This window comes from Saccharomonospora cyanea NA-134 (assembly GCF_000244975.1).
Taxonomy (GTDB): Bacteria; Actinomycetota; Actinomycetes; order Mycobacteriales; family Pseudonocardiaceae; genus Saccharomonospora; species Saccharomonospora cyanea.
This window is the reverse complement of the sequence record NZ_CM001440.1, coordinates 3207606-3228761: the sequence shown is the minus strand read 5'-3', so window position 1 is coordinate 3228761 and position 21156 is coordinate 3207606. Positions and strand designations below refer to the sequence as shown.

At 71.5% G+C, this 21156-nt stretch carries 16 protein-coding genes; 13 read left to right on the top strand and 3 right to left on the bottom strand.

What is annotated here, in order from left to right; translation table 11 throughout:
- The first annotated feature begins 96 nt into the window (after positions 1-96).
- Entirely contained in the window at positions 97-5598 is a 5502-nt protein-coding gene (locus tag SACCYDRAFT_RS15120) for an ATP-binding protein (RefSeq protein WP_005457368.1), read from the top strand.
- Between the two features lie 43 nt (positions 5599-5641).
- On the opposite strand, the gene SACCYDRAFT_RS15115 is transcribed toward SACCYDRAFT_RS15120, so the two are convergent.
- The gene (locus SACCYDRAFT_RS15115) at positions 5642-6256 is read right to left on the bottom strand and encodes a TetR/AcrR family transcriptional regulator (protein WP_005457366.1); all 615 of its coding nucleotides are present in this window, start codon (positions 6254-6256) and stop codon (positions 5642-5644) included.
- 138 nt (positions 6257-6394) lie between these two features.
- Here SACCYDRAFT_RS15115 and SACCYDRAFT_RS15110 point away from each other — a divergent pair, with 138 nt between their 5' ends.
- Together SACCYDRAFT_RS15110 and SACCYDRAFT_RS15105 are read left to right on the top strand one after the other, a co-directional pair.
- Positions 6395-7072, top strand: a complete 678-nt coding sequence (locus SACCYDRAFT_RS15110) for a hypothetical protein (protein WP_005457365.1) — start codon at positions 6395-6397, stop codon at positions 7070-7072.
- A 63-nt stretch (positions 7073-7135) separates the two neighbouring features.
- Positions 7136-7672 (top strand): DinB family protein, encoded by a 537-nt coding sequence (locus tag SACCYDRAFT_RS15105; RefSeq protein ID WP_005457364.1) that lies wholly within the window; start codon positions 7136-7138, stop codon positions 7670-7672.
- Here SACCYDRAFT_RS15105 and SACCYDRAFT_RS15100 read toward each other — a convergent pair.
- A complete protein-coding gene (locus SACCYDRAFT_RS15100; protein ID WP_005457363.1) occupies positions 7669-8523 on the bottom strand; it encodes an alpha/beta fold hydrolase in 855 nt (284 codons plus the stop codon). The two genes, SACCYDRAFT_RS15105 and SACCYDRAFT_RS15100, sit on opposite strands and share 4 nt — an antisense overlap.
- Before the next feature lie 221 nt (positions 8524-8744).
- A complete protein-coding gene (locus SACCYDRAFT_RS15095) occupies positions 8745-9647 on the bottom strand; it encodes a sulfite exporter TauE/SafE family protein (protein WP_005457362.1) in 903 nt (300 codons plus the stop codon).
- A gap of 264 nt (positions 9648-9911) precedes the next feature.
- Here SACCYDRAFT_RS15095 and SACCYDRAFT_RS15090 point away from each other — a divergent pair, with 264 nt between their 5' ends.
- The 10 genes from SACCYDRAFT_RS15090 (at position 9912) to hpnH (ending at position 21155) form a co-directional block, all read left to right on the top strand.
- Positions 9912-11087, top strand: a complete 1176-nt coding sequence (locus SACCYDRAFT_RS15090; RefSeq protein ID WP_005457361.1) for an ROK family transcriptional regulator — start codon at positions 9912-9914, stop codon at positions 11085-11087.
- Between the two features lie 136 nt (positions 11088-11223).
- Entirely contained in the window at positions 11224-12132 is a 909-nt protein-coding gene (locus SACCYDRAFT_RS15085) for a universal stress protein (RefSeq protein ID WP_005457360.1), read from the top strand.
- A 13-nt stretch (positions 12133-12145) separates the two neighbouring features.
- A complete protein-coding gene (locus SACCYDRAFT_RS15080) occupies positions 12146-13192 on the top strand; it encodes an NAD(P)-dependent alcohol dehydrogenase (RefSeq protein WP_005457359.1) in 1047 nt (348 codons plus the stop codon).
- A 296-nt stretch (positions 13193-13488) separates the two neighbouring features.
- Entirely contained in the window at positions 13489-14391 is a 903-nt protein-coding gene (gene hpnC, locus SACCYDRAFT_RS15075) for a squalene synthase HpnC (protein ID WP_043537313.1), read from the top strand.
- Positions 14388-15251, top strand: a complete 864-nt coding sequence (gene hpnD / locus SACCYDRAFT_RS15070; protein ID WP_005457357.1) for a presqualene diphosphate synthase HpnD — start codon at positions 14388-14390, stop codon at positions 15249-15251. Before hpnC ends, hpnD begins: the two co-directional genes overlap by 4 nt.
- On the top strand, positions 15248-16627 hold the full coding sequence (gene hpnE / locus SACCYDRAFT_RS15065) for a hydroxysqualene dehydroxylase HpnE (protein ID WP_005457356.1): 1380 nt from the start codon (positions 15248-15250) through the stop codon (positions 16625-16627). Before hpnD ends, hpnE begins: the two co-directional genes overlap by 4 nt.
- Positions 16624-17631 (top strand): polyprenyl synthetase family protein, encoded by a 1008-nt coding sequence (locus SACCYDRAFT_RS15060; protein ID WP_043536524.1) that lies wholly within the window; start codon positions 16624-16626, stop codon positions 17629-17631. The genes hpnE and SACCYDRAFT_RS15060 overlap by 4 nt, the downstream gene beginning before the upstream one ends.
- Positions 17628-19544 (top strand): squalene--hopene cyclase, encoded by a 1917-nt coding sequence (gene shc / locus SACCYDRAFT_RS15055; protein ID WP_005457354.1) that lies wholly within the window; start codon positions 17628-17630, stop codon positions 19542-19544. The genes SACCYDRAFT_RS15060 and shc overlap by 4 nt, the downstream gene beginning before the upstream one ends.
- Complete coding sequence (locus SACCYDRAFT_RS15050) at positions 19525-20148, top strand: nucleoside phosphorylase-I family protein (protein ID WP_005457353.1); 624 nt, start codon at positions 19525-19527, stop codon at positions 20146-20148. The genes shc and SACCYDRAFT_RS15050 overlap by 20 nt, the downstream gene beginning before the upstream one ends.
- A complete protein-coding gene (gene hpnH, locus SACCYDRAFT_RS15045) occupies positions 20145-21155 on the top strand; it encodes an adenosyl-hopene transferase HpnH (protein WP_005457351.1) in 1011 nt (336 codons plus the stop codon). The genes SACCYDRAFT_RS15050 and hpnH overlap by 4 nt, the downstream gene beginning before the upstream one ends.
- Position 21156: the final 1 nt, after the last annotated feature.

The window sequence follows — 21156 nt, the reverse complement described above, 5'->3', positions numbered from 1 at the left end:
CGAACGGCCCCCGGCCGGGAGAGTGGTAGAGGCCGGTCGTCTCCGTCGGAGCGTCCGTGCCGGTCGCGTGTCGTCCAGGAGGGTAAGGGGAGTTCGGTGTTCCGTCGGGTCGCCATCGTCAACCGCGGAGAAGCCGCCATGCGGCTCATCCACGCCGTCAGGGAGCGCAACGCCGAGGGCGGGCCGCGGCTGGAGACCGTGGCGTTCTACACGGACGCCGACCGGGGCGCCACGTTCGTGCGGGAGGCCGACGAGGCGTACTGTCTGGGGCCGGCGTCCGCTCGGCCGTATCTGGATCTTGGGGTACTGGAGCGGGCACTGGTCGAGACGAAGGCCGACGCCGTGTGGGTCGGCTGGGGATTCGTGGCCGAGGACCCGGCGTTCGCGGAGCTGTGCGACCGGCTGGGCGTCACGTTCGTGGGGCCCAGCGCGGAGGCGATGCGCAGGCTCGGTGACAAGATCGGCGCGAAACTGCTGGCCGAGGAGGTCGGCGTACCCGTCGCACCGTGGAGCAGGGGACCGGTCGACGACCTCGACGCCGCCCGCGCCGCCGCGGAGCGTATCGGTTACCCGCTGATGCTGAAGGCCACCGCGGGAGGCGGGGGCCGGGGCATCCGGGTGGTGTCCTCCGAGGCCGAGCTGGCCGACGCCTACGAACGCACCCGCATGGAGGCGGAGCGCGCCTTCGGCAGTGGAGTCGTGTTCCTCGAACGCCTCGTGACCGGGGCTCGGCACGTCGAGGTGCAGGTGATCGCCGACGGACAGGGCACCGCGTGGGCACTCGGCGTGCGTGACTGCTCGATCCAGCGGCGTAACCAGAAGGTCATCGAGGAGTCCGCGTCGCCGCTGCTGACCCCCGAACAGACCGGGGAGCTCAAGGCGTCGGCCGAACGGCTGGTACTCGCGGTGGGTTACCGCGGTGCGGCCACGGTCGAGTTCCTCTACCACCCCGGCGAGAAGCTGTTCGCGTTCCTGGAGGTCAACACCCGCCTCCAGGTGGAGCACCCGATCACCGAGGCCACCACCGGGATGGACCTCGTGAAGGCCCAGCTGCACGTCGCGGCGGGCGGAAAGCTGGAAGGCGAGAGGCCTCGGGAGCTCGGGCACGCGGTGGAGGCCCGGCTCAACGCCGAGGACCCCGACCGGGACTTCGCGCCCGCGCCCGGCCGCATCAGCCTGCTCACGTTCCCCGCCGGCCCAGGTATCCGGGTCGACACGGGGGTGAGCGAGGGCGACACGATCCCCGCCGACTTCGACTCCATGATCGCAAAGATCATCGCCTACGGGCGCGACCGGGACGAGGCGCTGGCCCGCCTGCGCCGCGCGGTGGCCGACACGAGCGTGCTCATCGAGGGCGGCTCCACCAACAAGAGCTTCCTGCTCGACCTGCTCGACGCGCCCGAGGTGGTCGAAGCCAGCGCCGACACCGGTTGGATCGACCGGGTCCGTGGAGAGGGGCGGCTACGGGCCACCCGGCACGCCGGCATCGCGTTGGCGGTCGCGGCCATCGACTCCTACACCGAGGCCGAGCACGCCGAGCAGCAGCACCTGCTGTCGACCGCGCACGGCGGCAGGCCACAGGTCCGCCACGTCGGCAGCCGCACGGTGGACCTGAAACTGCGGGGCACGACCTACCGGGTGACCGTGGCCCGTACGGGGCCCCGGTGGTTCGGGGTGGCCATCGAGGACGGGCCCGCGACCCACAGGGTGGACCTGGAGATCGAGCGGCACGGCGAGGCGACGGGCCAGCTCGTGGCGCACGGCAGGCGGTACCGCTTCGTCACGGGCACCCACGGGCCGGTCCACGTCGTCGAGGTCGACGGCACCGTGCACCGCATCAGCCGTGACGAGGGCGGCGTCGTGCGGTCGCCGGCGCCCGCTCTGGTCGTGGCGGCCCCCGTGGAGGTCGGAGCCGAGGTCGAGGCAGGCGCGCCCGTGCTCGTGTTGGAGAGCATGAAGATGGAGACGGTGCTGCGGGCGCCGTTCCGGGCCGTGTTGCGGGAGCGGCCCGTGTCGATCGGCAGTCAGGTGGAGGCCGGGGCGCCGTTGCTGCGGCTGGAGCCGCTCGACACCGGAGACGCCGGCGGGGCCGAGGTCGCGGCAGCGGGGGAGGACCTCGAACTGCCCGCGTGCCCGACCGGCGCCGACGCCGCCGAGCGCGCCGAACGGGCCCTCGCCGACCTGCGCAGCCGGCTGCTCGGCTACGACCTCGACCCGCACGACGAGGGCCGCGCGCTGAACGACTACCTGGCCGCGCGCGCCGAACTCGTCCGTCGCGGCGGGCGTCCGGTGGAGGCCGAGCTGGAGCTGTTGCGGCTCTTCGCCGACCTCTCCGAGCTCAGCCGCAACCGACCCGTCGACGGCGAACGCTCGCCCGACACCCACGTGCACAGCCCGCGTGAGTACTTCCACACCTACCTGCAGAGCCTGGACGTCGACCGGGCGGGGCTCTCGGAGGTCTTCCAGGAGCGGCTGTCCCGGGCGCTGTCCCACTACGGCGTGACCGACCTCGAACAGAGCCCCGAGTTGACGGAGGCCGTGTTCCGGCTCTTCTGCGCGCAGCAGCGCGCGGCGAGCGACATCGGTGTGGTCACCGCGCTGCTGCGGCAGTGGTTGACCGAGCCCGCGCCCGAGCAGTCCGTGCGGGAGCCGGTCGGCCACATGCTCGAACACCTGGTGGTGGCCACCCAGGTGCGGTTCCCGGTCGTGGCCGACCTCGCCCGCAGCGTCGTGTTCCGGTGGTTCGCCCAGCCGATGCTGCGCCGCAGGCGGGCCGAGACCTACGTCGGGGTGCGCGCGCACCTCCGCCATCTCGACGCGCACCCGGACGCTGCCGACCGCGTCGAGCGGATCGCCGAGATGGTCGCGTGCACCGAGCCGTTGGTGCGGTTCATCGGCCAGCGCATCCACCGCGAGGGCGCCGACCTCGGCCCGCTGCTCGAGGTCATGACGGGCCGGTACTACCGCGAACGGTCGCTTTCGGACGTGCGGGTCCGCCCGGTGTCGGGCTTCCCGTGCGTCACGGCGGAGTACGAGCTCGACGCCGAGCGGGTGCGGTTGGTGTCCACGGCCGCCGACCCGCGGAACCTGACCGGTGCGCTGCACGCCGCCGCCGAGGCCGCCGCCGACACCGCGGGCGGCGTCGGCACGGAAGTCGATCTCTACCTGGCGTGGTCCGACGAGTTCGCCGACGACGACACGGCCGCCGCGAAGCTGCTGGCGACGCTCACCGAGGTGTCGTTGCCCTCCCTGGTGCGTCGGGTCACCGTGACCGTGGCCGGTCGCAGCGGGTCGGTCATGCACCACCACTTCACGTTCCGGGCCTCCCCGCAGGGGCTCGCCGAGGACCGGCTGATCCGCGGCATGCACCCGCTCGTCGCGCAGCGCTTTCAACTGCACCGGCTCCGCGAGTTCGACCTCACCCGCCTGCCGTCGGCCGACGAGGAGGTGCACCTCGTGCGGTGTGTGGCCCCGGACAACCCGTCCGACGAGCGGTTCGTGGCGATGTCACAGGTGCGCGACCTCACCCCGCTGCGCGACTCGGAGGGGCGTGTGCTCGCGCTGCCCGACGTGGAGGGCACGCTGGCCGCCTGCCTCGACGCCATCCGCGAGCAGCAGGTGCGCCGTCCCGCCAAGAAGCGGCTCGACACGAACCGCGTCGTCATCTACGTGTGGCCGACGATCGAGCTCACGACCGACGAACTGCGCGCCGTGGCCCGGCGCGTGGTGCCCACCACGGCGGGCGCGGGTGTCGAGCTGGTCGAGTTCCTCGGCAGGCGTCGCGATCCCGTCAGCGGTGACACGCGGGACGTCGCGGTGCTCATCACGCACACCCCCGGTTCGGGGGTGAGCGTGCGGATGACGAGCCCGTCCACCGAGGTGATCCGGCCGCTCGACGCCTACGGCCAGAAGGTGCTGCGTGCGCGACGGCGCAACACGGTCTACCCGTACGAGCTGGTCGACCTGCTCACCGGGCCGGAGGGCACGTTCGTGGAGCACGACCTGGACGGCGACGGCGCGCTCGTGCCCGTCGACCGGCCGAGGGGCGGCAACACGGCGGGCATCGTCGCCGGTGTGGTGACCACACCCACCACCCGCCATCCGCAGGGGGTGACACGGGTGGTGCTGCTGGGCGACCCCACGAAGTCGCTCGGCGCGCTCGCGGAACCGGAGTGCGCGCGGGTCATCGCCGCGCTCGACCTCGCCGACCGCATGGGCGTCCCGCTGGAGTGGTTCGCGCTCTCGGCCGGTGCGCGCATCGCCATGGACTCCGGTACCGAGAACATGGACTGGGTGGCGGCCGCGCTCAAGCGCATCGTCCACTTCACCCAGGACGGTGGGGAGATCAACGTCGTGGTGGCGGGCATCAACGTCGGCGCCCAGCCCTACTGGAACGCCGAAGCGACCATGCTCATGCACACCAAGGGCATCCTCGTGATGACACCGGACTCGGCGATGGTGCTCACCGGCAAGCAGTCGCTGGACTTCTCGGGCGGGGTGTCCGCCGAGGACAACTTCGGTATCGGCGGCTACGACCGTGTGATGGGGCCGAACGGCCAGGCCCAGTACTGGGCGGCCGACCTCGCGGGCGCCCGCGACGTGCTCATGGCGCACTACGACCACACGTACGTCGCGCCGGGCGAGACTGGGCCGCGCCGTGCCGAGACCACCGATCCGCGCGACCGTGACGTGTGCTCCTACCCGCACAACGTCGTGGGCAGCGACTTCACGTGCGTCGGGGAGATCTTCTCGCCCGAGACGAACCCCGACCGCAAGAAGGCGTTCGACATCCGCACTGTGATGCGCGCGGTCGCCGACGCCGACCATCCCGTCCTCGAACGGTGGGCCGGTATGGCCGACGCGGAGACGGCCGTGGTGCAGGACGTGCATCTCGGCGGGTGGCCGGTGTGCCTGGTGGGCATCGAGTCCCGGTCGGTGCCGCGGCGCGGTTTCCCGCCCACCGACGGGCCCGACACCTACACGGCCGGCACGCTGTTCCCCCGCTCGTCGAAGAAGGTGGCGCGGGCGATCAACGCCGCCAGCGGCAACCGCCCGGTGGTGGTGCTCGCCAACCTGTCCGGTTTCGACGGCTCGCCGGAGTCGATGCGCAAGCTCCAGCTGGAGTACGGTGCGGAGATCGGTCGCGCGATCGTCAACTTCGAGGGCCCGATCGTGTTCTGCGTGATCTCGCGTTACCACGGTGGTGCGTTCGTCGTCTTCTCGAAGGCGCTGAACCCGAACATGACCGTGCTGGCGGTCGAGGGTTCGTTCGCCTCCGTGATCGGTGGTGCTCCGGCCGCGGCGGTGGTGTTCTCCGGGGAGGTCGCCGCGCGCACGGCCGCCGACGAGCGCGTGCGGGAGCTGGAGGCACGCCTGGCGGAGGCGGGCGACTCCGAGCGGGCCGAGTTGACGACACAGCTCGCGGACGTGCGCGCGTCGGTGCGTGCGGAGAAGCTCGGCGAGGTGGCGGCGGAGTTCGACGGGATCCACTCGATCCACCGTGCTGTGGAGGTGGGGTCCGTGGACGCTGTGATCGCGCCCGAGGCTCTGCGTCCGGAACTCATCGCCGCCGTGGAGCGCGGCCTCGAACGAGGTTGATCGTGGCCGGTGCCGTGCTCGCCGCGGGCACGGCACCGGTTGGTCAGGGGGCCACGTCGTCGGAGCCGGATGCCTTCCGGTCGAACGCCGGGGGTTGGGAGGCGATGTGCCGGAACAGCTCCGTGGGCGAGGAGCCGTCGAGGTAGTCGTCGAGGTTCCCGCTTCGCAGGAGCGTGGCGAAACCGTGTGCGACGGACCAGACGGCGAGCACACCGGAGCGCACCGCCTCCTCGTGCTGGTTCCTGGGCATGGGCGACACACCCGCGCGGAAGACGCGCCGCGTCCAGAGCCTGGCGGCGAGCAACTCGGGATCGTCGCGGTGGTAGACGTCAGGGTGGTACATGACCTCGAAGTGGCCGGGATGCTCTACCGCGAACCGCACGTATCGCGTACCCAGTTCCAGCAGCGGCAGGGACGCGGTGTTCAGCGCCTCCTCCAGCGAGTCGGCGAGCATCTCGAAACCCTCGATCGCGATGGCGGTGAGCAACCCGGCCTTGTCCTTGAAGTGGTGGGCGGGTGCGGCGTGGGAGACGCCCGCCCGCCGGGCCAGCTCGCGGAGGCTGATGGCGCCGATACCGTCACGGGCGATGACCTCCACGGCGGCGTCGATGACGGCGCGCCGGAGGTGACCGTGGTGGTAGTGGCCTCGATCGGGCATAACCGGCAATTCTACGAACGATCCGGGTGGTGCACAGGCGACGACGATCCTGGCTGACCGGGTCGGGTGAGGCGGGGGAGGCCCTGGGGAGCCACTCGGCCGGGCATACTCTCGATCAAATCGGGTACGTCCTCGACCATGAGGGACTTCCAGGACGACGAGGTGCGCGGAGCGGGACCGCCGGTGGTGTGGCAGGGACCGGAGCGGGCTCCCGTGGTTCTCGTGCTCGACCCGGCAGGCGAGGCGAAGCACGACACGTTGCCCGCGACGTGGCGGCCGCTGGCCGAACACCTGCGCATCGGCTGGTGTCGGCTGCCCGCCGAGGTCGGTGACGCGCCGTCGGTCGAAGACCTGCTCGCGGGCATCACCGAGCGCGTGCACCTGGTGGCCGCGGCGACGGCCGCGGAGGCCGCTCTGCGCCTGGCCGACGAGCACACGGACCGGGTGCGCAGCGTGGTCGTCATGGACCCCGCGCCCGGTGTCGAGGGCGGTGTGGAGGCCGACGCCGCGGGCTCGTACGCGGACTGGTGGGACTCCGACACGGCGGCGGCCCGGCAGCGACTGCTCGCGCGGGGAGTGCGGGTGGCGGCGTTCGTCAGCCGGGCCTCCGACCCCGCGGTGCGTGTGGAGCCACCGGTGCCGCTCGGCCATCCCGACGTGGTCGGCAGGGTGGTGCAGTTGCTGCTGTCGTTCCAGGGTGACCGCGCCGACCCGGAACCCGTGGAACCCGAACGCGGCGAGATCGTGCAGGCGTGGCGTGCCGTGCGGGAGCGTTTCGGCCCGGCGCTGGAACGTGCGCGGCGGTCGGGCGGTTGAGCGGCGGGTTCCTGTCGGTCCTCGGCGCTAGCGTGCCGGAATCCCGACCGGAAGGAACAGACGATGGCCCACGCCCAGGCAGCGCTGACCGGCGAACGCGCCGACCTGGTGGAGACGCTCGCCCTGCACCGCGGATTCCTGCGCCACACGGTTCAGGGACTGAGCGACGAGCAGGCGGCCGCGAGGCCCACCACGAGCGCGCTCTGTCTCGGCGGACTGATCAAACACGTCGCGCACACGGAACAACAGTGGCTTCGCTTCGCGCAGGGCGACGCCGAGGCCATGGCGTCGCCGAGCACGGAGGAGGGCATGCGGGTGGCCAGGCGGGAGCGCGAGGAGCAGTTCCGGATGCTGCCGGGCGAGACGCTGGCCGACGTGCTGGCCCACTACGACGGGGTCGCGGCCGAGACCGAGCGGATCGTCGAGGGACTGCCCACCCTCGACGTGTCCTACCCGCTGCCCGACGCGCCGTGGTTCGAGCCCGGCGCCCACTGGTCGGTGCGGCGCGTGCTGCTGCACGTGATCGCTGAGACGGCACAGCACGCGGGTCACGCGGACATCATCCGCGAGAGTCTCGACGGTCAGAAGACCATGGGCTAGAGGCCCTGCCGGACGGTGTCGGCGATGGCGGCCGTCACCTCGGTGGGCCGCTCCATCGACGGCAGATGACCGACACCGGGCAGATCGAGGCGGTGGGCGTGCGGCACCCCGTCGCACAGCAGGTCGGCCACGTCCTGGATCCACGGTGCGTCCGCCAGGCCGTTCACCACGGTGAGCGGCACGGTCAGTTCGTGGAGCCGGTGTACGGCTGGGGGATGGAGCACAGTCTCCTCGTGCGCGGGTGCCGTCCACAGTCGCCGGAACACACCGTGCAGCATCGTGATCGCGCGGTCCCACACCTCCGCGGCCACCGTGCTCGGATCCCGGTCCGGTCCGGCGACCAGGAACCGAGCCTGCGCGAGAGCCATGGCCTCGACGTCGGCGGGGTCGATTCGGTCCGCGGTACCCGCGCGGTACCGGGTGAGCCGTTCGGCGGGCACAGCACTGTGGACGCGGTCGCGCACGGCGGCGAGCATGGTGTCGGGCCAGGTGTGGCCCGACAGCCCGGAGCCGAGTACCACCAGCCCGGACACCCGGTGGGGGGCCGTGAGCGCCGCGTCGACGGCGTAGGCGCCGCCCATGGACGCTCCCACGACCGTGGCCCGCTCGATGTCGAGCGCGTCGAGCAGACCGAGCAGGTCCCGGTGGTGGGCGAACCGGCCCCGGGCGTCACCGGACTCGCCGTATCCACGCCAGTCGTAGCGCACCACCCGGTGAGTCGGGGAGAGCGCGTGAAGCTGGGCGTCCCACATGCGCCGGTCGGCGATGCCCGCGTGGACGAGGACGACGGCGGGGCCGGACCCGACGTCGTCGTAGGCGATCCGCGCATCGTTGATCAGGATGTTGGCCACCGCGTGAGCTTAGAGCCCCTGACACATTGGCCTGTTCGGCTCGCGACGCCCAGACGGCGCCTCGCTGCGTTGGAGGACCGCCCACGCACCCTCCGCCTTACGATCCATCCGTCTGGCCGCCGCTCCCTGATCGAACGCCGATGTGTCAGGAGCTCTCAGGGCTCGCAGTGCTCCGGCACCGGCGAGTTCGCTGGCAGCGCACACCACGGCCGGGGAGTCCCTCAACTCACGCGCGCCTCGTCCACTTCCCGGGCAGCGGCGTGCCGTTCGACGCGTACCGAGCGGACGGCGGTGACGAGCCCGGCGGCCCAGAGGGCACCGACGGCGGTGAGCGTGAGCGTGACGACGCCCGCGCTCGCCCCCGAGGTGTCCAGCAGGCTCCGCGCGTTGGTGAACACGATCAGCCCGCCCGCCGCGGCGCCGAGCACCCTGGGCGGCAGTTTGCGCACCAGCCAGGCTGCCGCGGGAGCGGCGAGGATGCCGCCGAGCATCAATCCCGCCACGACGGTGTAGTTCAGCTCGTCCTCCTGTGACAGGGAGAGCAGGAAGCCGAGGCTGGCCGCGAGGGCGACGATGAACTCGGACGTGTCCACCGACCCGACGACCTTGCGCGGTTCGAGTCTGCCGGAGGACAGCAGGCTCGTCGTCGCGACCGGCCCCCAGCCACCGCCTCCGCTCGCGTCGACGAAGCCCGCGACGAGTCCCAGCGGGGCGAGGAACCGGACTGCCGGACGGCGCTTCGTCACCAGCGCACCGAGCCGCCGGAACGCGAAGCGGACCAGCACGTACAGCCCGAGCAACAGCAGTACCGCGGTGATCCAGACCTCGGCGAACTCCATCGGCAGGGACGTCAGGACGTAGGCTCCGAGCACCGCGCCGAGTGCGCCCGGGGCGGCGAGTGCTGCGACGGTGGGCCAGTCGATGTTGCGGAACCGCCAGTGTGCGGCGCCCGAGGCCAACGCGGTGCCGACCTCGGCGAGGTGTACCGCGGCGGAGGCGACCGCGGGTGTGGTGCCCACCGCGACCAGCGTGGTGGTGGCCGTCACACCGAACGCCATTCCGAGCGACCCGTCCACGAGTTGGGCGAGAAACCCGGCCAGGCCGAACAACAACAGCGTTCGCATGAAAGTCCTCGATTCCCCGGTGTCTGCGCCTCGCTGGCCCCGGCTGGAAGAACACGACGTCAGAAGGATTTCGATCATCGCAGCGGAATGGCGACGCGGTCACGCGATTCTCACGTTCTGAGCTGGAGGGCATATCGATCGCGATTAAGGAAAACGCTGAAAATAAATACCGAGCCCGCCTCGTGGAATGTGTTGACGACCATTGCCGTCGTCCGGTGGTCTGTAGGTGGGAGTGAGGTCGGTGTGGCGGGGAGGACGCTCGGCATGGTGGGCGCGCCGTCGGGAACGGGTGGCGGCGTCCGTGAGGCGAACGCGGCGGCGGTCCTCAACGCGGTCCGAGCGCACGGTCCGCTGTCCCGAGGAGCCGTCGCGCGGCACACGTCGCTCAGCATGCCCACCGTCAGCAGGCAGATCTCGACGTTGATCGACCTCGGGCTGCTCTCCGAGTCACCGAGCCCGCAGCCGACGGGAGAGGTCGGCAGGCCCACGGTGCCGGTGGACCTCAACGACGACGTGATCGCGGCGTGCGGGGTGCACGTCGGTGTCACCACGACCACGTACGGGCTGACCACGCTCCGCGGTGTCCTGCTCGACAGCGTGCGCATTCCGACCCCGCCGGGAACACCGGAGGAGGTTCTCCAGCGGATCGCGCGTGAGGTGGGGGGTTTCCTGGGGAACTGGCCGGAGCGGCGGATCATCGGTGTGGGGCTGGCGATCGGCGGTCAGGTCGACCCCGAACGGGGACTGCTCGACCACGGCCCCCTCGACTGGCGCGGGGTGCCCGCCAGGGCGATCGTCGAGGCCGTCACGGGACTGCCCGTCCACCTCGACGGGCACGTGCCCGCCATGGCCACCGCCGAGCTGCTGTTCGGTGAGGCCGTCCACACGCGCAGCGCGCTCTACTTCTACGCCCGGGAGATGGTCGGCGTGGCCGTGGCCGCAGGCGGCGTACTGCATCGGGGGCCAGGCCAGTCCGGCAACATCGCGCACCTGCCGGTCGGAGGTGACGTGCCGTGCCCGTGCGGCCGCACAGGGTGCCTCGAAGCGGCCGTCGCGGAGCGCGCCGTGCTGGAACGGGCGGTGCGAGCGGGGGCGCTGCACAGGCCCGACATCCGCGCGCTGCGATCCGCGGCGCGCGACGGCGACGCGACGGCGGATCGCATCCTCACCGATCGGGCTCGCGCGCTGGGCACCGCGGTGGCGCTGCTGCGGGACATCGTCAACCCCGAACTCGTGATACTGGGCGGACAGGCGTTCACCGACGCCCCGGAGCACCTGGCCGTGGTGCACGACGCGTACCGGGCGACCACCGTGCTGCCCGGCGCCGACATCGTCACGATGAGCCGGTTCGGTCCGGACGTGCAGGCCATGGCCGCCTGTGCGGGACTGCTCACCCACCTCTACGCCCACCCGTTCTCGCTGCTCCCTCCGCGGATCTGAGCCCGATCGCTCCGGCACGGGTCCGAAGTCCCGACGTGGACGGGACCAACGGCGGAGGTGCCCGCCTCGCTCACGGCCTTACGGTCGGCTGTGCCTGTCGGTGCATGGCGACGCCCGTGGGGCGAGGGGAGCGGACATGGCGGGTGAGGACGAGCGGGACGCCATCGTGGTGGGGGTCGACGGGTCGGAGACGGCCACGCGGGCTCTGAGATGGGCCGCGGAGCGGGCCGCGCACCGGAGGGCCCCGTTGCACGTGGTGTACGCCTACGGTCTCGTGGCGCGGTACTTCGCCGTCGAGGCGCCGGTCCCGCCCAGCGTCATCGAGTCCCTGCTGGAGGAAGCACAGACCATCGTCGACAACGCGGTGGACGAGGCGGTGGCGGTCGCGCCGGGTCTCGCCGTGTCACCGGAGGCGGTGGACGAACCGCCCGTCCCCGCGCTGACCCACCGGTCCCGGACCGCGGCACTGGTCGTGCTCGGAGCGTCGGGGCTCGGTGGGTTCACCGGGATGCTCGCCGGGTCGACGGCGGTCGCGGTGGCCGCGCACGCCCACGCACCGGTCGTCGTGGTGCGGTGCGGCGAGGGCCGGACCGAACCGCCCTCGACCGGGCCGGTCGTCGTCGGCATGGACGGCAGCCCACTGGGTGAGCGCGCCGTCGCCCACGCGTTCGAGGAGGCGCGACGGCGGTCGGCACCCCTGGTGGCCGTACACGCGTGGGCCGACGTCGAGGACGAGAGCGTGCTCCGCCGCGCCAGACTGTTCTTCACGAACTCGCCCGAGGAGGACGAGCTCCGAGCGAAGCTCGACGAACAGCTCGCGGGCTGGCAGGCGAGGTACCCCGGTGTCCCCGTCGAGCGCGTCCTGGTGCGCGACCGGCCCCGCAGGCAGCTCCTCGACCGGTCGGCCACGGCCCAACTGGTGGTCGTCGGCAGTCGCGGCCGTGGCGGCTTCACCGGATTGCTCCTGGGTTCCACCAGTCAGGCGTTGATCCACCACGCACAGTGCCCTGTGATGGTCGTACGGCCTCCGGGCGGTGAGAGCTGACGAGGGAGTGGCGATGCGAGCCTTTCGGATGCGGGACTGGCAGACCGATCCCGTGCTGACCGAGGTGGACACACCGGAGCCGGGTGCCGGGCAGGTGCTGGTGCGCGTCGGGGGTGCGGGTGTGTGCCACTCCGACCTGCACGTCATCCACGAGTTCCCACCGGGGCAGATGCCGTGGGAACTGCCGTTCACGCTGGGGCACGAGAACGCGGGCTGGGTCGAGTCCGTCGGTGCGGGGGTGACCGGGCTGGAGCCCGGCATGCCGGTGGCGGTGTACGGGCCGTGGGGCTGCGGTGTGTGCGACCAGTGCCTGCGTGGTGTGGACACCTACTGCGAGCGGCAGAGTGAGGCTCCGGTGGAGCGCGGCGGCGCGGGGCTGGGGCTCGACGGCGGCATGGCCGACTACCTGCTCGTGCCTCACGCCAGACACGTCGTACCGCTGCCCGACGGACTCGATCCGGTGACCGCCGCGCCACTCACCGACGCGGGGTTGACGCCGTACCACGCCGTGCGGCGTTCGTGGCCGAAACTGACTCCCGCCGCCCTGGCCGTGATCATCGGCATCGGCGGGCTCGGGCACCTGGCGGTACAGATCGTCAAGGCGACGACCGCCGCGCGCGTGCTGGCCGTCGACACCCGGGCGGAGGCGCTGGAGCTGGCACGGCGGTTCGGAGCGGACCTGACCGCTGAGCCGGGTGACGGGGTGACCGCGCTGGTACGGGAGGAGACCGGCGGCCGAGGCGCCGATGTCGTCATCGACTGTGTGGGAAGCGACGGGACGTTGACGCTGGCGTCCTCGGTGGGCCGGGTGCTCGGGGACCTCACGATCGTGGGGCTGGGGGGAGGTCAGCTTCCCGTGTCGTTCTTCTCCCTGCCGTATGAGATGTCGGTGCAGACCACCTATTGGGGGAGTCGTCCGGAACTCGGGGAGGTGCTCGACCTCGCCGCGAGGGGACTGTTGCAAACCGAGGTGATCCGGTTCCGGCTCGACGACGTGGCGGAGGCGTATCGGCACCTGGAGGAGGGGACACTCACCGGACGTGCAGTCGTGACACCGTAGTCGTTGCTCCCATGTGGATTGAAGGGGGTGGTTCGATCATCTGTTCACAACGGACAGAGCAAGCCACTGTGGACGATCGGTCGACTCGTCGACGGTGGCGGAAGCGTTCACGTCACACGATCGGGGACTCGTTCTCAGGGTTGCGGAAGAACCGTTACGCCATAGCATCTCTTCCGGTGGACGCGGAAGCCAGAAAGGACCGGAGTCCGGACTACGTCACCGGACCCGAGTCGGTCGGGACCACGGCCGAGGAGTTGCCCTCGGCGCGGGTCCGGGCCGACAATGAGACATCCCAGATGCCGACGCTCGGCCAACCCGCCGAACGGGACGAGGCGAGGCCCATGCACGCCGAAGCAGCACAGGCGTCACCGCCCCTGGAGCGGTTGCGCGCACGGGCACGACACGAGAACTTCCCGGTCGCCCTTCGCGTGCTGCCGCCCCGGTACCGGCGGCACCTGCTCACGCTCTACGCGTTCGCCCGGATGGTCGACGACATCGGTGACGCCGCCCCCGGAGACCGGCTCTCCCTTCTGGACGGCGTGTCCGCTCAACTCGACCGGGTGTACTCCGGAACCGCCGGTGACGATCCGCTGTACCGCGGGCTTGCGCACACCGTGTCGATGTGCGACCTCCCGAGGTCGGAGCTCGAACGGCTTGTCGAGGCCAACCGTCGCGACCAGGTGGTGTACCGCTACCGCACCTTCGACGAACTCCTCAGCTACTGCGCGCTGTCGGCCAACCCGGTCGGCAGGCTGGTACTGCGCGTGTTCGACTCCGACTCCGAACGGCGGCGACTGCTGTCCGACCGGATCTGCAGTGCCCTGCAGGTGTTGGAACACTGCCAGGACGTCGTCGAGGACGCCTACGCGGGCCGCGTCTACCTCCCGACCGTGGACCTCGAACGGTACGGCGTGGCGGAGGACGACCTCGTGGCCGCGCGGGCCGGTACGGGTGTCCGGGCGGCCGTCGCGCTCCAGGTGCAGCGGGCCGTGCGACTGCTGGACGAGGGTGCCCCGCTCGTGAACGACCTGCGAGGAGCGGCGAGGCTGGCCGTCGCCGGCTACGTCGCGGGCGGCCGGGCCACGGCGCGCGCGCTGGCCGACGCGGGATTCGACGTGCTCGCCCGCACACCGCGCCCCCGGCGCTCCCACGTCGCCGCCTCGCTGCTGACCTCGCTGGGGTCCGGTGGTGTGCGATGAGGACGGAACAGGCCTACGAAACCTGTGTACGCATCACCCGGGAACAGGCCCGCAACTTTTCGTACGGCATCCGGCTGCTGCCCCCGCCGAAACGCAACGCCCTCAGCGCGGTCTACGCCTTCGCCCGCAGGATCGACGACATCGGCGACGGCGACCTCTCTCCCGAGGTGAAGCTGAAGGGGCTCGAGGACGCGAGGTCGGACCTGCGGGCGGTGGAGTCGGGGCTCGACACCGGCGATCCCGTGGCGTTCGCCCTCGCGGACGCCGCCCGCCGGTTCGACCTGCCGCTGGACGCCTTCGACGACCTGATCGACGGTTGCCGCGCCGACGTGCTCGGCGTGGAGTACGCGAGTTTCACCACGCTGCGGCGGTACTGCCAGCGCGTGGCCGGGTCGATCGGGAGGCTGTCGCTCGCGGTGTTCGGCAGCCCCGACCGGGCACGCGACGAACCGATCGCCGACGACCTGGGCGTGGCGTTGCAGTTGACCAACATCCTGCGGGACGTCGTGGAGGACCTCGACAACGGCCGGGTGTACCTCCCCGCCGACGAGCTCGAACGATTCGGCTGCACGCTGAAGCGCGACGGGAACGGGGAGTTCGTCGACGACACCGAGAACCTGCTGGCACTGCTCGAGTTCCAGGTCGCCCGCGCACAGGAGTGGTACGAGCGGGGTCTGCGGCTGCTCGATGTGCTCGACGGGCGCAGCCGAGCGTGCTGCGCGGCCATGGCAGGCATCTACCACCGGTTGCTGACGCGGATGGCGTTGCGGCCGTCGCTGGTACTGCGGGGCCGAACCGGCCTGCCCGACTGGGAGAAGGCACTGGTGGCCTGTGTGGCGCTGGCGGGAGGCACACCATGACAGCCCCGTGTGTCCAGCCCCGGGCGCGTGGGTCGGGCCGGAAGGACGTCCGCGTGGTCGTCGTCGGCTCCGGGCTGGCCGGGCTCACCGCGGCCTGCGACCTCGCCGACGCCGGGATCGCGGTGACGGTGCTGGAAGCGCGCTCCCGGTTGGGGGGCGCGACGTTCTCGTTCCAGCGCGACGGTCTCACCGTCGACAACGGGCAACACGTGACGTTGCGCTGCTGCACCGCCTACCGGGCCCTGCTCGAACGGCTCGGCAGCTCCGAGGGCCTCGAGACGCAGGAGCGCTTCCGGGTGCCGGTGCTCGCGCCCGGCGGCCGGTTCACCGAACTGCGGCGTACGGACGCGCGGGCACCCCTGCACCTGGCACCCGCGATCGCCCGCTACTCGGCGTTGAGCCCGCTCGACCGGTTCCGGGTGCTGAGGGCCGCCGTGGCCCTGCGCTCGCTCGATCCGGACGACACCGCGCTCGACGCCCACAGTTTCGGCGACTGGCTCGCCCAGCACGGTCAGAACGACGCCACCCGCGACAGGTTGTGGAACCTCATCACCGTGGCCGCGCTCAACGGCGACGTGTCCCAGGTGTCGCTGGCCTCGGCGGCGATGGTGTTCCGCACCGCACTGCTGACCTCGTCCGACGGCGCCGACATCGGGATCCCCCGCTGGCCGTTGGAGGACCTGCATGTCCGTCCCGCGGAGAAGTACCTGCTGGAACGCGACGGACAGGTGCGCACCCACAGCCCGGTCCGGGGCATCACACCCGTGCGTGAGCGGTTCCTCGTGCGGATGGACGACGAGGTGCTGGACGCCGACGCGGTCGTCCTCGCCGTCCCGCCCGAGACCGCGATGCGAGTCGCTCCCGGACGGGCGGGGCTGCAGCGGTGGCGGCTCGCCGGGCTCGGAGCGGTGCCGATCGTGAACGTCCACGTCGTCTACGAGCGGCCCGTCACCGAGCTGCCGTTCGCCGCGGCCGTGGGATCACCCGCCCAGTGGGTGTTCGACCGCACCGCCGCGGCGGGACTCACCTCGGGGCAGTACCTCGCGGTGTCGCTTTCGGCGGCCGAGACCTGGCTGACCACCCCCGCGTCGGCGTTGCGTGACGTGTTCCTCGCCGAACTCGGCAGGCTCTTCCCCGCCGCCGCCACCACACCGTGTTCCCGGTTCTTCGTCACCCGGCAGCGGCGGGCCACGTTCCGCCAGGGACCGGGATCGAACAGTTTGCGCGCGGCCCAGCGCACGGCGTTGCCCGGCCTTGTCCTCGCCGGATCCTGGACCGCTACAGGTTGGCCCGACACGATGGAGGGAGCCGTGCGAAGTGGACACCGAGCCGCCGATCTCGTCACCGCTCACCTGGCGGGGGGTGTGAGCGGATGACCATGACCCTGCCGTCCGAGGTGAGCGCCACCCGGTTGCTCGTGCGACCCGCGTTGCGGGAAGCGGTCGACACCCTGGACCCCGCGATGCGACGCATCGTCAGCTACCACCTCGGCTGGACCGACGAACACGGCGCGGCCGTGGAGGGCGGTGGTGGCAAGGCGTTGCGCCCGGCACTGGCCCTGCTCGCGGCGCAGGCGGTGCGGGCGCGGCCGGAGACCGCGCTGGCGGGTGCCGTGGCCGTGGAGCTGGTGCACAACTTCTCCCTGCTGCACGACGACGTCATGGACGGGGACACCGAGCGGCGGCATCGCCCCACCGTGTGGGCCCTGTTCGGTACACCCGCCGCGATCCTGGCGGGTGACGCCCTTCTGACACTCGCCGTCGAGGTACTGGAGGCGACGGGCCTGCTCTCGGCCGGCCGTTACCTGACCCGCGCGGTGCGAAGGCTCATCGAGGGGCAGACCGCCGACATCGACTTCGAAAGGCGTGCCCTCGTCGGGGTCGAGGAGTGCCTGCACATGGAGGACGGCAAGACCGCCGCGCTGATGGCGTGCGCCGCCGAGCTGGGCGCGTTGCTCGGTGGTGGAGACGACGCCTCCGTCGCGGCGCTCGGACGGTTCGGGCGCAACCTCGGCATGGGGTTCCAGCTCGTGGACGATCTGCTCGGCATCGTCGGCAGTCCCGAGGTCACCGGCAAGCCCGTGCTCGCCGACCTCCGGGTGCGCAAGAAGTCGGTCCCCGTCGCGGTGGCCCTGAACTCGGGAACAGACAGCGCGCTGGCGCTGCGCGAGTTCTACCGCAGGGAGGATGCGCCGAGCGAGGACGACGTGCGCACGATGGCGGCGCTGGTCGACGACACGGGCGCGATCGCCTGGACCCGTGACCGCGCCCACCGCTACATCGCCGAGGCCGAGGCATCCCTCGCCGCGGTGGACCCGCCCTCGGACATTCGGGCGGCGCTGGTCGATCTCACCCGTTTCGTCGTGGAGCGTGACCGATGACCGACGTCCTGACGCGCGAGGCAACCCTGACGCAGGAGCGGGTGCGCCGCTGCGCCGACTCCGCTCGCCGCCACCTGTTGTCCCTGCAACACGCGGAGGGCTGGTGGAAGGGAGAGCTGGAGACCAACGTGACGATGGAGGCCGAGGACCTGCTGCTGCGACGGTTCCTGGGGATCTCCGACGCCCGCGTGACCGAGGAGACGGCGCGGTGGATCCGTTCGCGGCAGCGGGAGGACGGCACGTGGGCGACGTTCCACGACGGGCCCCCAGACGTGTCCACGAGTGTGGAGGCCTACACCGCGTTGCGGCTCGCGGGCGACCCGCTCGACGCCGCGCACCTGCGGCGTGCCCGCGAGTACATTCTCGACAGCGGAGGCATCGAGGCCACCCGGGTGTTCACGCGGATCTGGCTGGCTCTGTTCGGGCAGTGGTCGTGGCGCAGGCTTCCGGTGCTGCCTCCGGAACTGGTGCTGTTGCCCGACTGGTTCCCCCTCAACATCTACGACTGGGCCTGTTGGGCCCGGCAGACGGTGGTGCCGTTGACGATCGTCGGCGCCGCGCGACCCGCTCGGCAGCTGGGATTCAGCCTGCGGGAGCTGCGCACGGGAGTCGAGCGGCGGGGAGACGACTCCGTGATGTCGTGGGCGGGCGTGTTCCACGGCCTCGACGCCGTGCTGCACCGGCTGGAACGGCTGCCCCTGAAACCGTTGCGCAACATCGCACTCGATCGCGCCGAGCGCTGGATCCTCGACCGGCAGGAGGCCGACGGCGGTTGGGGCGGCATCCAGCCACCGTGGGTGTACTCGATCCTGGCGCTACACCTGCGGGGTTATCCGGTGGATCACCCGGTGCTCCGCAAGGCCCTGGACGGGCTGGAGGGCTTCACCGTCCGGGAGCACACCGAGGACGGGTGGGTGCGCAGGCTGGAGGCATGCCAGTCGCCGGTGTGGGACACGGCGCTCGCGATGACCGCACTGCTGGACTCGGGCACACCGGCCGACGATCCGGCGTTGGTCGCCGCGGCGGACTGGATCCTGCGGGAGGAGATCCGCACCGGCGGCGACTGGCAGGTACGCAGGCCGGACCTGTCGCCGTCGGGCTGGGCGTTCGAGTTCGCCAACGATCACTACCCGGACACCGACGACACGGCCGAGGTGGTGTTGGGCCTGCGGCGGGTGCGCCATCCCGAGCCGAGCCGGGTCGATGCGGCCGTGGAGCGGGCCACCGAGTGGCTCGTGGGCATGCAGTCCTCGGACGGCGGCTGGGGAGCGTTCGACGCCGACAACACCCGCGCACTGTGCGAGAAGCTGCCGTTCTGCGACTTCGGTGCCGTGATCGACCCGCCGTCGGCCGACGTCACCGCGCACGTCGTCGAGATGCTGGCGGCGCGTGGCATGGTCGACTGCGAGGCCGCACGCCGCGGTGTCCGGTGGCTGCTCGACGCGCAGGAGGCCGACGGGTCGTGGTTCGGCCGGTGGGGCGCGAACCACGTCTACGGCACGGGTGCCGTGGTGCCCGCGCTCGTCGCCTGTGGCGTGCCCCGCGACCACGAGTCCGTGCGCGCGGCCGTTCACTGGCTCACCGCCCACCAGAACCCCGACGGCGGCTGGGGCGAGGACATGCGCTCCTACGTCGACCGCGCGTGGGTGGGCAGGGGCACGTCCACGGCCTCGCAGACGGCGTGGGCACTGCTCGCGCTGCTGGCCGCGGGGGAGCGCGGTGACCTCGTGACGCGGGGAGTGGAGTGGTTGGTGACCACGCAACGCCCGGACGGCGGCTGGGACGAACCGCAGTTCACCGGCACGGGGTTCCCCGGAGACTTCTACATCAACTACCACCTGTACCGGCTGGTGTTCCCCCTCACCGCCCTCGGCCGGTACCTGGAGAGCGGCCGTGCTGCCGGGCCGGGCTGACGAGGTTCTCGTCCTGTGCCCGCTCACCGTGGAGGCGGTGAGCGTGCGGTGCGGGCTGCGCGGCGGCCGTGTCGTCCGGGCGGGGATGCGCGCGCGGCGGCGCTCGGCCGTGCGCGCGGCACTGCGACACAGTCCCGGGGTGCCCGTGGCCGTGGTGGGCGTGGCGTGCGCACTCACCACCCGCGCACGTCCGGGAGACCTCGTGGTGCCCGACGTGGTGCGCTCGCCACGCGGTTCGCGCCGGTGTCCGGCGGCGGCGGTGCTGGCCTCGGCGTTGCGCCGCGGCAACCGGACCGTCCACACCGGAGAGGTGACCGAGGCCGACCACATCGTCGGGCGCGTGCCCGAGGAGACGCTCGGCGCCGTGGCGCTCGATCTGGAGTCGGGCCTGCTGCTGGATCTTGTGGACGACGGACGACACGTCGTCGTGCTGCGCGCTGTGGTCGACACGCCGGCGCGGCCCCTGCTGAGCGCGGCGACCGTGCCGGGCGGTGTCGCGGCACTGAAGGCGCTGAAGGCATCCGGCCCGGCGCTGCGGAGCTGGGCGGCGACCGTCGCCCGAGGCAAGAACGACAGCGTTGTGAAGGAGGTGCGGCACCCATGAGCATGCCGTGGCACCAGAGTCTGCGCATCGCGCGCTATCTGCTGGCCCAGAAACTGAGGAGACGCTCGAAGTTCCCGCTCATCGTGGAACTGGAGCCGTTGTTCGCCTGCAACCTCAGCTGCCCGGGTTGCGGCAAGATCCAGCATCCGGCGAACGTGCTGAAGCAGCGGATGCCCGTGGAACAGGCGGTGGCCGCCATCGAGGAGTGCGGCGCGCCGATGGTGTCGATCGCGGGTGGCGAGCCGCTGATGCATCCCGACATCGACACGATGGTGAACGAACTCGTGCGCCGCAAGAAGTACGTCTTCCTCTGCACCAACGCCGCGCTGGTCCGCCGCAAGATCGACAAGCTCGATCTGCGACCGTCGCGGTACTTCGCGTTCGCCGTGCACGTCGACGGGATGCGGGAACGCCACGACGCCGCCGTCGACAAGGAAGGCGTGTTCGACGAGGTGATCGAGGCGATCGCCGAGTTGAAGCGCCGGGGCTTCCGGGTCACCACCAACACGACGGTGTTCAACACCGACACCCCGCAGACCCTGATCGAGGTGCTCGACTTCCTCAACGACGAGGTCGAGGTCGACCAGATGATGGTCTCGCCCGCCTACGCCTACGAGAAGGCACCCGACCAGGAGCACTTCCTCGGTGTGCAGGAGACCCGGGAGCTGTTCCGCAAGGCGTTCGCGGGTGGCAACCGCAAACGCTGGCGGCTCAACCACTCGCCGCTGTTCCTCGACTTCCTCGAGGGCAAGGTGGACTTCGGCTGCACCGCGTGGGGAGTGCCGTCGTACTCGCTGTTCGGGTGGCAGAAGCCGTGCTACCTGATGAGCGACGGCTACGCGAGCACCTACGCCGAACTTCTGGAGACCACCGACTGGGAGGCCTACGGGCGGGGCAGGGATCCCCGGTGCGCGAACTGCATGGCGCACTGTGGTTACGAGCCGACGGCCGTACTGGCCACTCTCGGTTCCCTGAGGGAAAGCCTCCGCGCCGCGAGCGGAGCCTGAC